This is a genomic window from Kocuria rhizosphaericola (genome assembly GCF_044462205.1).
GTDB classification, from domain to species: domain Bacteria; phylum Actinomycetota; class Actinomycetes; order Actinomycetales; family Micrococcaceae; genus Kocuria; species Kocuria rhizosphaericola.
This window is the reverse complement of the sequence record NZ_JBISWK010000156.1, coordinates 17,315-28,631: the sequence shown is the minus strand read 5'-3', so window position 1 is coordinate 28,631 and position 11,317 is coordinate 17,315. Positions and strand designations below refer to the sequence as shown.

The following is an 11,317-nucleotide window of genomic DNA, read 5'->3' as shown; positions in this document are numbered from 1 at the left end:
CCGGCCGGGGCTCAGATGAGACCCTGCGCCATCATGGCGCCGGCCACCTTGACGAACCCGGCGATGTTGGCGCCCGCCACGTAGTTGCCGGGCATGCCGTAGTCCTCGGCGGTCTCGGCGCACGTGTCGTGGATCGACTTCATGATCTGGCCCAGCCGCTCCTCCGTGTACTCGAAGGTCCACGAGTCGCGGGAGGCGTTCTGCTGCATCTCCAGCGCGGAGGTGGCCACGCCACCGGCGTTGGCCGCCTTGCCCGGACCGAAGAGCACGCCCTCCTCCTGGAACAGGCGGGTGGCCTCGCCCGTGGTGGGCATGTTGGCACCCTCGGCCACGGCGACCACGCCGTGCTCGAGCAGCTTCTTGGCGTGCGAGCCGTCCAGCTCGTTCTGGGTGGCGCACGGCAGGGCCACGGTGCCGGGGACGTCCCACACCGAGCCCTTGGCGATGAACCGGGCGCGTCCGCCGCGGCGCTCGGCGTACTCGGAGATCCGGGCGCGCTCGACCTCCTTGACCTGGCGGAGCAGGTCCAGCTCGATGCCGTCGGGGTCCACCACGTAGCCGCTGGAGTCCGAGGCGGTGACCACGGTGGCCCCGAGCTGCTGCGCCCGGTTGATCGCGAAGGTCGCCACGTTGCCCGAGCCGGAGACCAGCACGGTCTGCCCGTCGAAGGACTGCCCGCGGGTGTGCAGCATCTCCTCGGCGAACATCACGGTGCCGAAGCCGGTGGCCTCGGTGCGCACCAGGGAACCGCCCCAGCTCAGGCCCTTGCCGGTGAGCACGCTGGACTCGTAGCGGTTGGTGATGCGCTTGTACTGGCCGAACAGGTAGCCGATCTCGCGCCCGCCCACCCCGATGTCGCCGGCGGGGACGTCGGTGTACTCGCCGATGTGGCGGTAGAGCTCGGTCATGAAGGACTGGCAGAAGCGCATGATCTCCCCGTCGGAGCGCCCGCTCGGGTCGAAGTCCGAGCCGCCCTTGCCGCCGCCGATGGGCATGCCCGTGAGGGCGTTCTTGAAGATCTGCTCGAAGCCCAGGAACTTCACGATGCCCAGGTACACGGACGAGTGGAAGCGCAGGCCGCCCTTGTAGGGCCCGAGCGCGGAGTTGAACTCCACCCGGAAGCCGCGGTTGATGTGCACGCGGCCCTGGTCGTCGGTCCAGGGGACGCGGAAGATGATCTGCCGCTCCGGCTCGCAGATCCGCTCGAGCACGGCGGCGTCGAGCAGTTCGGGGTGGCGCGCGACCACGGGGCCCAGGGAGTCGAAGACCTCGTCCACGGCCTGGTGGAACTCCACCTCTCCGGGGTTGCGGGCGAGTACGGCCTGGCGGATCGGGTACAGGTCCTCGTGCATGGTGCTCCTCGTTCGGATCGGATGGGCCGGGCCGGTCACCGCCGCGGACTCCTGGTGCGGCGGCGCAGGCCGGAGAGGCTGGACAGGATGTCCACCGCGCGTGCCCCGGCCCCCCTGCTCGGGCGGGCGGGCGTGCCGCCGACGGGCAGCTCCGGGCCGGTTCCGACGGCCGCCGGCTCCGGGCCGGAGTCGACGGTCGGCTCCGGCACGGGCGCCGCCTCGGCGTCCGCGAAGCCGGTCCCGGGCGTGACCACCGCGTCCCGCCCGGTCGTCCCGACCTCGTCGGTCCCGGTGGTCACGGCGACGCCGTCCGCGGCGGTCACCGCGGCGTCGTCCGCGGCGGGCGCCGGCACGGCCGCCTCGTGGGCCGCCGCGCCCACGACCTCGTGAACCCATGCGGTGACCTCGGCCAGCGGCTCCGGCTGCACGGCATAGAGACGTCGTTGCCCCTGTGCCTCCATGGACACCATACCGGCCTCGCGCAGGATCTTCAGATGCTTCGAGACGGTGGGCTGGGAGACCCCCAGCTCGTCCACGAGGTCCCCCACGGGTCGTTCGCCGTCCTTGAGCACGGTGAGGATCCCCCGCCGGGTCTTGTCGGCGATCACCGCGAACACGTCGTTGTTGCCCATCCGAACACTGTAAACGGGTTCCCGCGCGGCGCCCGGCACCGGCACGTCCGCGCCGCCGTGGCCGCCGGGACCCGCGGGCCGCGAGCTCAGTCGAACCACGGGTCCAGCCCCCAGAGGGGGAAGACCTCCTTGCGGGTGGCCATGATGGTGCGGTCCGTCTCGTCGTTCGGGTCGAAGCCCACCTCCCAGGAGCGCCACCACAGGTCCACCTCGTCGCCCATGACCCGCGGCGCGTCGGCGCCGTAGCGTTCGCGCACGTGGTCGCGCCACGGCTGCGGCACCGCGGTGCGCACGTCGATCGGGTGGCCCGCGGCGACGCCGACCAGGTGCGTCCAGGACCGGGGCACCACGTCGTAGCAGTTGTACCCGCCCCCGCCCGTGGCGATCCACCGGCCCTCGCACAGCTCGTGGGCCAGCCCGGCCACGGCCACGGCGGCCTGCCGCTGCGCGTCCACGCTGACCCGCAGGTGGGTGAGCTCGTCGGCGAAGTGCGAGTCGCAGCCGTGCTGGCTCACGATCACCTCCGGCTCGAACTGGCGCAGCAGGGGCGGGACCACGGCGTCGAACGCACGCAGCCACATGGAGTCGTCGGAGGCCGTGGGCATCGCCACGTTCACGGCGTGCCCCTGGGCCTCCCCGCGGCCGGTCTCGTTGGCGAAGCCCGTGCCGGGGAACAGGGTCAGGCCGGTCTCGTGCAGCGAGACGGTGAGCACGCGGGGGTCGTCGTAGAAGATCGACTGGGTCCCGTCACCGTGGTGACCGTCGACGTCCACGTAGGCCACCCTCCGGATCCCCTGGTCGAGCAGGTGCTGCACCGCCACGGCGCAGTCGTTGTAGATGCAGAAGCCGCTGGCCTTCTCCGCGTGGGCGTGGTGCATCCCGCCGCCGAAGTTCACGGCGTGCACCGCTTCTCCCGCCAGGAGGGCCACGGCGCCCTGGTAGGTGCCCCCCACGAGCCGGGCGCTCGCCTCGTGCACCCCCGGGTAGGCGGGCGTGTCCTCGGTGCCGAGACCGCACTCGGGGATCTCCACGGAGGGATCGGCGCTGACGGCCCGGACCGAGTCCACGTAGTGCTGCGGGTGGACGAGGTTGAGGACCTCGTCCGGGGCCACCTCGGGCACGTCCACCGTGACGTTGTCCCGCCGGTCGAGGCCGAACTCCTGGACGAGGCGGTACGTGGCCTCGAGCCGGGACGGGTGCATGGGGTGGTGGTCCCCGAAGTTGTACTCGAGCAGGGCGGGGTCCCAGAACAGTCTCGTGGGGTACGGGGCGCCGGGCCCGGATGTAGCAGGAGTCACACCGATCATTAGATCACCCGGGACGCCGGACGGTGTCCCGGGGCCCGCCCCTCGCCGCCTATGTGTCGTCGCGCCCGCGCGCTCCCGGCAGTGCGATACTGTCAGCGGTCGCGGCGACCGCCGCAACCGCCCCGGCGGTCCGGACACCAGGAGGAGGGCCCGTGAGCAATCTCCAGCGCGGGTCCTGGGTCCGCCCGGAGCAGCGGGGCCGGTTCTGGCTGCTCACCTCGCTGCGTGACCTCGTGGACCGGATCGCGGCCTCCTCCCCGGCGCGCCTGGCGCTCATCGTCTTCGCCGTCGTCGTCGCCCTCTTCTCCTTCCTGCTGTGGCTGCCGCTCTCGTCCGCCCCGGGGATCGACACCTCGCTGGAGGACGCGGTGTTCACCGCGACGTCGGCCGTCACCGTGACAGGGCTGACCACCGTCTCCACGGGTGACAACTGGTCGTTCTTCGGCCAGTTCGTCATCATGGTCGCGATGCAGATCGGGGGCCTGGGCACCCTGACGATGACGTCGATCCTCGCCCTCGCCGTGGGCCGCAAGCTGGGTCTGAGGTCGCGGATCCTGACGCAGGAGGCCCTCAACATCGGGCGGCTCGGCGAGGTGGGCTCGCTCCTGCAGATCATCGTGCTGACGTCCGTGAGCATCGAGGCGGTCCTCGCGGTCCTCCTGACGACCGGGTTCCTGCTCGAGGGCGAGTCGGTCCCGACGGCGCTGTGGCACGGGGTGTTCTACGCGATCTCCGCGTTCAACAACGGAGGCTTCGTCCCCAACTCGGCGGGCCTCGCGCCCTACACGACCTCGTGGCTGATCGTCGTGCCCATCGCCCTCGGGGTGTTCGTCGGCTCGCTCGGCTTCCCCGTGGTCCTGGTGGTGCGCCAGGTGGGGCTGAGGTTCTCCCGGTGGAACCTCAACACGAAGCTCACGGTGACGACCACGACCGTCCTGCTCGTGCTGGCGTGGATCATGTACACCGCGTTCGAGTGGTCCAATCCGGGGACGCTGCGGGACCTCTCCGTGGGCGAGAAGATCTTCCACGGGTTCTTCTCCTCGGTCAACATGCGCTCCGGGGGCTTCTCCCTCGTCGACACCAACAGCGAGCTGCAGCAGACCCTGCTGATGACGGACGCCATGATGTTCGCGGGCGGCGGCTCGGCGTCCACGGCCGGCGGCATCAAGGTCACCACGCTCGCCGTCGTGTTCCTCGCGGTGCTGGCCGAGGCCCGCGGCGACCGGTCCGTGATCGCGTTCCTGCGGACCATCCCCGAGGAGGCGCTGCGGATCGCGATCTCGGTGATCATGATGGGGGCGACGATCGTGCTGGTGGCCTGCGGGTTCCTGCTGGCCCTCTCCGACGCACCCCTGGACCGCGTGCTCTTCGAGGTCATCTCGGCCTACGCCACGTGCGGGCTGAGCGTGGGCCTGTCCGCGGAGCTGCCGCCGGAGGGCAAGTACGTGCTGTCCGCGACGATGTTCGTCGGACGCATCGGCATCACCACCGTGGCCGCCGCCCTGGCGCTGCGCTCGCGCCGGCGCCTGTACAAGTACCCCGAGGAAAGGCCGATCATTGGCTGACCGTTCGTCCCACAGCGTCCCCGTCCTGGTGATCGGCCTCGGCCGCTTCGGCACCGCCACCGCGCTCCAGCTGGCCCGCCAGGGCCGGGAGGTCCTGGGCGTGGAGCGGGACGCCCAGCTGGTCCAGAAGCTCTCCGGGCAGCTCACCCACGTGGTCGAGGCCGAGGCCACCGACATCGACGCCCTGCGCCAGCTGGGGGCGGCCGAGTTCGACTCGGCCGTGGTGGGCGTCGGCACGTCCATCGAGTCGAGCGTGCTCATCACGGCGAACCTCGTGGACCTCGGCGTGAGCCGGATCTGGGCGAAGGCCATCACGCCCTCGCACGGCAAGATCCTCTCCCGGATCGGGGCCCACCACGTGATCTTCCCCGAGGCGGACGCGGGACGGCGCACGGCACACCTGGTCTCGGGCCGGCTGCTGGACTACATCGAGTTCGACGACGACTTCGCGATCGTCAAGATGTATCCGCCGCGGGAGGTGCAGGGCTTCACCCTGGGCGACTCCAACGTCCGCTCGAAGTACGGCGTGACCGTGGTGGGCGTGAAGTCCCCGGGCGAGGACTTCACGTACGCCCGCCCCGACACCAAGGTGACCTCGCGCGACCTGCTGATCGTCTCGGGGCACGTGGACCTGCTCGAGCGCTTCGCCGCCCGGCCCTGAGCCGGGGGCCCGCCCCGGCCGCGGCTCAGTCGCTGAACTCGCGCGTGAGCTCCGCGGAGCGGTCCGCGGAGGCCCGTGCGGCGGACGCGACGAGGTCCTCGAAGCCGTTGTCCTGGAAGGTCGTGATGGCCCGGTCCGTGGTGCCCTTCGGGCTCGTGACCGCCTTGCGCAGGGCGGCGGGGTCGGCCTCCGCGGGGCGCAGCAGCTCCCCGGCGCCGGAGACGGTCTCCTTCGCGAGGACCCGCGCGACGTCGGCCGACAGCCCCATCCGCTCCCCCGCATGCTGCATGGCCTCGGCCAGCAGGAACACGTAGGCGGGTCCGGAGCCCGAGACACCGGTCACGGCGTCCACCTGCTCCTCCGGGACCTCGACCACGGTGCCCACGGCCTCGAGCACCCGGCGCACGGCCTCCGTCTGCTCGGGGGCGGTGGCGCTCCCCGGGGTCACGGAGACGACCCCGCGGCCCACGCTGGAGGGCGTGTTCGGCATCGTGCGCACCACCGGCTGGCCGGCGGGGAGGGCGCGCTCGAGGGCGCCGACGGAGATTCCCGCGGCCACCGACGCCACGACGGTGCCGGGGCGCACGGCGGGGGCGATCTCGCGGGCGAGCTCGAGGATGCCGACGGGCTTCACCCCGAGCAGCACGACGTCCGCCTCGCGCGCGGCCCTCCGGTTGGCCTCGGGGTCCTCCCCGGTGACGTAGGGCCGCACGCCCGTCTCGTCCTCGAGCCGGCGGGCGCTCTCCGCGGAGCGGACGGTGGCCCGGACCTGGTCGACCGGCACGCCGGAGGCCAGCACCCCTCGCAGGATGGATCCGTTCATGGAGCCGCAGCCCAGGAAGGCGAGCACAGGAGTCATGGTCGGTGAGGTCCTCTCATCGGTGGAAGTGGATCGGTGGAGCTGGATCAGGGGAAGTGGACCGGAACGGCCGGACCGGGGCGGTGCGGGTGACGGGCAGGGGCTGGGCGGCCGGGTGCCCGCGGACGTCAGCCGTCGGTGACCTCGGCGGCCCCGGTGCTGTCGGAACCGGCGGTGCTGTCGGAACCGTCGGTGCCGTCGGTGCCGTCGCTCAGGCTCGTGTGCCGGCGGGCGAACTCGAGGGACTCCGCGAGCCACTGGGTGCGCTCCTCGGGGTTCTTCGAGCGGCGGGTCGAGACCTCGACCCCGATGATGCCCTCCCATCGGGTGGAGGCGAGGTGCTCGAGGGACTCGGCGACCGGTTGCACGCCGTGGCCGGGCAGCAGGTGCTCGTCCGCCGTGGTCTCGCCCGAGCCGTCGGTCAGGTGCACGTGGCCGAGCCGGGAGCCCAGCTCCTTGATGGCGGCCAGGGAGTCCATGCGGGCGGTCGCCGCGTGGGAGAAGTCCCACGTCACCCAGTCGTAGTCCAGGCCCAGCGGACTGTAGTGCGGGGCGTAGACCACGGTGTCGCGGCCACGGACCCGCCAGGGGTACATGTTCTCCACGGAGATCTTCACGCCCGTGGCCTGGGAGACCACCCGCACGCCCTCCACGAAGTTCGCGGCGTACCGGCGCTGCCAGCGGAAGGGCGGGTGGACCACGACGACCTCCGCGCCCACCTGCTCGGTGAGCGCCGCGGCCATCTGGATCTTGGTCCACGACTTGCCCCACACCTGCTGGGTCAGCAGCAGGGTGGGGGCGTGGATGGTCGAGATGGGGAGCTGGTGGCGCTGCACGAGGTCCTGCAGCTGGTGGGTGAGCTGACTCATCCGCTCGTGCGTGACGAGCACCTCCACGCTGTCGTAGCCCAGCTCCACGGCGGCCTCGAAGGTCTCCGGGACCCCGAGCGGATAGAGGGAGCTGGTGGACAGCGCCACGTGGGGACGGTACGGCTCCGCGGCGGGGCCCGGCTGCTCGCTCATGCCGCACCCACCAGGTGCCGGGGGTCCACGGTGCGGACGTCGGAGTGGCTGTTCAGCTGGTCCAGGCGGCGCAGGATCAGCCCCTCGCGCAGGGCCCACGGGCAGATCCGGATCGACTCGACGCCGTAGGCGTCCATGGCGGCCTCGGCCACCACGGCCCCGGCGAGGATCTGCCCGGCCCGGACGGCGGAGACGCCCGGCAGCTCGCCCCGCTCCTCCGCGGACATGGCCTCCATCCGGCGGGTCCACAGCCGCAGGTCCTCGAGGTGGAGGGTGCGGGGCACGTACGGGCCCATGGCGTACGGTGCCGCCCCGCAGATCCGGGCCAGGGAGCGGAAGGTCTTGGAGGTGCCGGCCACGCAGGTGGGCTCCCCCGCCGCGCTGACCCGGGCGACGGCGGGCTTGAGCTCCTTGCGCACGTGCTTGCGCAGGGCCTTCATCTCCTTCGGGGTCGCGACGTCCCCGGCGAAGAAGGTGCGCGTTAGCCGCCCCGCGCCGAGCGGCACCGAGGTCGCCGCGGTGGGCAGCGCGTTGTCGCCCAGGGCCATCTCGAAGGACCCGCCGCCGATGTCGAGGTCCAGAACGGTCCCCGCGCCCCAGCCGAACCAGCGGCGCACCGCGAAGAACGTGACGGCCGCCTCCTGGTCCCCGGCCAGCTCCGTGAGGGTGACGCCGGAGCGCGACTGCACGTGCTCCAGCACCTCCGCCCCGTTGCCGGCCTCGCGGATCGCGGAGGTCGCGAAGGCCAGGAAGTCCTCGGCGCGGTTGTCCACGGCGAAGTCCCGGGCCTCGACGACGAACCCGGTGAGGGCGTCGCGGCCGGCGTCGGAGATGTTGCCGTCCGCGTCGAGGTACTGCACGAGCCGCAGGGCGAGCTTGTGGGACGCGTACGGCTCGGGCCGGGAGCCCGGGTAGACGTCGAGCAGGAGGAGGTGGACGGTGTTCGACCCCACGTCGAGGACTCCGAGACGCATGCCGTGGTGCTCCTTCGAGTTCCGTGTCCGTCCCGCGCGTGCGGGGCGGCTCAGCCCTTGGACCCGGCGCGGGCGGGCTTCGCCGCCGCGGGCTTCTTGGCCGTGCTCTTCTTGGTGCTGGTCTTCGACGCCGTCGTCCTGGCCGACGACTTCGCCGTCTTCTTCGGGGCGGGGCCCTGGGCGCGCTTCTCCGCGAGCAGCTGGCTGGCGCGCGCCGGGGTGATCTGCTCCACGGTCTCGCCGCGCGGGACCGTCACGTTGGTCTCCCCGTCGGTGATGTACGGGCCGAACCGCCCGTCCTTGATCACCATGGGCCGCTCCGTGATCTCGTCGGTGCCCAGGTCCGCGAGCGGCGGCTTGGCGCTGCCGCGGCCGCGTTGCTTGGGCTGGGCGTAGATCTTCAGGGCCTCGTCGAGGGTGACCGTGAAGAGCTGCTCCTCGGACTGCAGCGAGCGGGAGTCGCTGCCCTTCTTGAGGTAGGGGCCGAACCGGCCGTTCTGCACCGTGATCTCGTCGCCCTCGGCGTCCGTGCCCAGCGTGCGCGGCAGGGACAGGATCTTGAGGGCGTCCTCGAGGGTCACGTCCTGCAGCGTCATGGTGGAGAGCAGGGACCCCGTGCGGGGCTTCTCCTTGACCGGCTTCTTCGGGGGCTTGGGCTTGCCGTTCTTGTAGTACTCGACGGGCTGGGCCGCGAGCTCCTCCGCGGTGGGCTCGGGGATCACCTCGGTGACGTAGGGCCCGTAGCGGCCGTCCTTGGCCACGATGGCGCGCCCGGTCACGGGGTCGCGGCCGAGCTCCCGGCCGTCCGCCTTGCCCGTCTCGATGAGCTCGCGGGCCTTGTCGGGCGTGAGCTCGTCGGGGGCGAGGTCCTCCGGCACGTTCGCCCGGACCGGGTCCGTGATCTCGCCGGTCTCCGGGTCGACGACTCCGGCCACCTCGAGGTAGGGGCCGAACTTGCCGACCCGCAGGGTGATGTCCTCGGTCACGGGGATCGAGTTCACGGCGCGGGCGTCGATCTCGCCGAGGTCGTCGACGATGGGCTTGAGCCCGTTCTCGTGGCCCTTCGACCCGAAGTAGAAGTCCTGCAGCCAGTCGGTGCTGTCCTCCTCGCCGCGGGCGATCCGGTCGAGGCCCTCCTCCATCTCCGCCGTGAAGTCGTAGTCCACGTAGTCGGAGAAGTGCTCCTCGAGCAGGCGCACCACGGAGAACGCGACCCACGAGGGGATGAGGGCGGAGCCCCGGACCCGGACGTAGCCGCGGTCCATGATCGTGGAGATGGTCGCCGCGTAGGTCGAGGGCCGGCCGATGCCGAGCTCGTCGAGGACCTTGACGAGGGACGCCTCGGTGTAGCGCGGCGGCGGTGAGGTGCGGTGCCCGTCCGCCTCGACGTCGGTGGCGTCCAGGCGGTCGCCCTCCGCCATCCGCGGGAGCCGCTTGTCGCCGTCCTTGCCGTCCTTGCCGCCGTCCTTCTCCGTGGCGGGGTCCTCGTCCCGGCCCTCCTCGTAGGCGGCCAGGAAGCCGCGGAACGTGATGACGGTGCCGGACGCGGAGAACTCGGCGTCCCGGCCGGTGGACGAGGTCGCCCCGAGCCGCACGGTCGCCGTCGATCCCTTGGCGTCGGCCATCTGGGAGGCCACGGTGCGCTTCCAGATCAGCTCGTAGAGCCGGTACGCGTCCGCGGAGAGCTCGCCGCGGACCTGGTTCGGGGTGCGGAAGGAGTCCCCGGCCGGGCGCACGGCCTCGTGCGCCTCCTGCGCGTTCTTCGACTTGGAGCTGTAGAGCCGCGGGGAGCCGGGCACGAAGTCGGCGCCGTAGAGCTCCGTGGCCTGCCGCCGGGCGGCCGAGACCGCCTGGTCGGACAGCGCCACGGAGTCGGTGCGCATGTAGGTGATGTAGCCGTTCTCGTACAGCTTCTGCGCCACCTGCATGGTGGTGCGGGACGTGAAGCGCAGCTTGCGCGCCGCCTCCTGCTGCAGCGTGGAGGTGGTGAACGGCGCGGCCGGGCGGCGGGTGTACGGCTTGGTCTCCAGCGACCGGACCGTGAACGCCGCGTCCTCGAGGCCGGCGGCCAGCTCACGGGCGGCCTGCTCGTCCAGGTGCGCGAGCTTGTCGGCGGCACCCTTGAGCACGCCGTCGTCACCGAAGTCGCGGCCCCCGGCCACCCGCTTGCCGTCCACGGCGGAGAGCCGGGCGCTGAAGGCGGTGCCGGCGTCCTCGCCGTCGGTGCGGGCGAAGGTCCCGCTGAGGTCCCAGTAGTCGGCGGGCACGAACGCCATGCGCTGCCGTTCCCGCTCCACGACCAGGCGCGTGGCCACGGACTGCACGCGCCCGGCGGACAGGCCCGAGGCGATCTTGCGCCACAGCACCGGGGAGATCTCGTAGCCGTAGAGCCGGTCCAGGATGCGCCGGGTCTCCTGCGCGTCGACCAGGTCCTGGTCGAGCTCGCGCAGCTCGCCGAAGGCCCGCTCGATGGCCTCGCGGGTGATCTCGGGGAAGGTGAGACGGTAGACGGGGACCTTGGGCTTGAGCACCTCGAGGAGGTGCCAGGCGATGGCCTCCCCCTCACGGTCGCCGTCGGTGGCGAGGTAGAGGGCGTCCGCGTCCTTGAGCTTGCGCCGGAGCTCGGTGACCTTCTTCTTCTTGTCCGGGTTGACCACGTAGTACGGCTCGAAGTCGTGCTCCACGTCCACCGCGAACTTGCCGTAGGGCCCCTTCTTGAGCTCCGCCGGCAGCTCCGAGGGCTGCGGGAGGTCACGGATGTGCCCCATCGAGGACTCCACCTCGTAGGCGTCGCCGAGGTACCCGGCGATGGTCTTGACCTTGGAGGGGGACTCCACGATGAGCAGGCTCTTGCCCGTTCCCGGGCTCTGGGTGGCCTTCGTTGGCACGGTACTCCTTGCTGCGGTCCGCGGTGCCGCGGGCCGCGGCGCTGCTGGACGTCGGGG

Annotated in this window: 9 protein-coding genes; 2 read left to right on the top strand and 7 right to left on the bottom strand. The window is 71.9% G+C overall.

Annotated elements, in window-relative coordinates; translation table 11 throughout:
* Positions 1-11 precede the first annotated feature (11 nt).
* From gdhA to ACH9D2_RS15910, 3 genes are all read right to left on the bottom strand, one after another.
* Positions 12-1,352: an NADP-specific glutamate dehydrogenase gene (gdhA, locus tag ACH9D2_RS15920; RefSeq protein WP_396363798.1), complete on the bottom strand. Its 1,341-nt coding sequence runs from the start codon at positions 1,350-1,352 to the stop codon at positions 12-14.
* 35 nt (positions 1,353-1,387) lie between these two features.
* The gene (locus ACH9D2_RS15915) at positions 1,388-1,984 is read right to left on the bottom strand and encodes a metalloregulator ArsR/SmtB family transcription factor (protein WP_396363797.1); all 597 of its coding nucleotides are present in this window, start codon (positions 1,982-1,984) and stop codon (positions 1,388-1,390) included.
* A gap of 86 nt (positions 1,985-2,070) precedes the next feature.
* Positions 2,071-3,291 (bottom strand): acetoin utilization protein AcuC, encoded by a 1,221-nt coding sequence (locus ACH9D2_RS15910; protein WP_396363796.1) that lies wholly within the window; start codon positions 3,289-3,291, stop codon positions 2,071-2,073.
* A 152-nt stretch (positions 3,292-3,443) separates the two neighbouring features.
* Here ACH9D2_RS15910 and ACH9D2_RS15905 point away from each other — a divergent pair, with 152 nt between their 5' ends.
* Positions 3,444-4,856: a TrkH family potassium uptake protein gene (locus ACH9D2_RS15905; protein WP_396363795.1), complete on the top strand. Its 1,413-nt coding sequence runs from the start codon at positions 3,444-3,446 to the stop codon at positions 4,854-4,856.
* Positions 4,849-5,517 (top strand): potassium channel family protein, encoded by a 669-nt coding sequence (locus ACH9D2_RS15900; protein ID WP_017832491.1) that lies wholly within the window; start codon positions 4,849-4,851, stop codon positions 5,515-5,517. The genes ACH9D2_RS15905 and ACH9D2_RS15900 overlap by 8 nt, the downstream gene beginning before the upstream one ends.
* 25 nt (positions 5,518-5,542) lie before the next feature.
* Here ACH9D2_RS15900 and proC read toward each other — a convergent pair whose 3' ends face one another.
* The 4 genes from proC to topA form a co-directional block, all read right to left on the bottom strand.
* On the bottom strand, positions 5,543-6,376 hold the full coding sequence (proC, locus tag ACH9D2_RS15895) for a pyrroline-5-carboxylate reductase (RefSeq protein WP_396363794.1): 834 nt from the start codon (positions 6,374-6,376) through the stop codon (positions 5,543-5,545).
* Positions 6,377-6,504: 128 nt separating this feature from the next.
* On the bottom strand, positions 6,505-7,398 hold the full coding sequence (locus ACH9D2_RS15890) for a sugar phosphate isomerase/epimerase family protein (protein WP_396363793.1): 894 nt from the start codon (positions 7,396-7,398) through the stop codon (positions 6,505-6,507).
* Positions 7,395-8,372, bottom strand: coding sequence for a Ppx/GppA phosphatase family protein (locus ACH9D2_RS15885; protein WP_396363792.1), 978 nt, complete (start codon positions 8,370-8,372; stop codon positions 7,395-7,397). The genes ACH9D2_RS15890 and ACH9D2_RS15885 overlap by 4 nt, the downstream gene beginning before the upstream one ends.
* 50 nt (positions 8,373-8,422) lie before the next feature.
* The gene (gene topA, locus ACH9D2_RS15880; protein WP_396363791.1) at positions 8,423-11,260 is read right to left on the bottom strand and encodes a type I DNA topoisomerase; all 2,838 of its coding nucleotides are present in this window, start codon (positions 11,258-11,260) and stop codon (positions 8,423-8,425) included.
* Between the last annotated feature and the right edge of the window lie 57 nt (positions 11,261-11,317).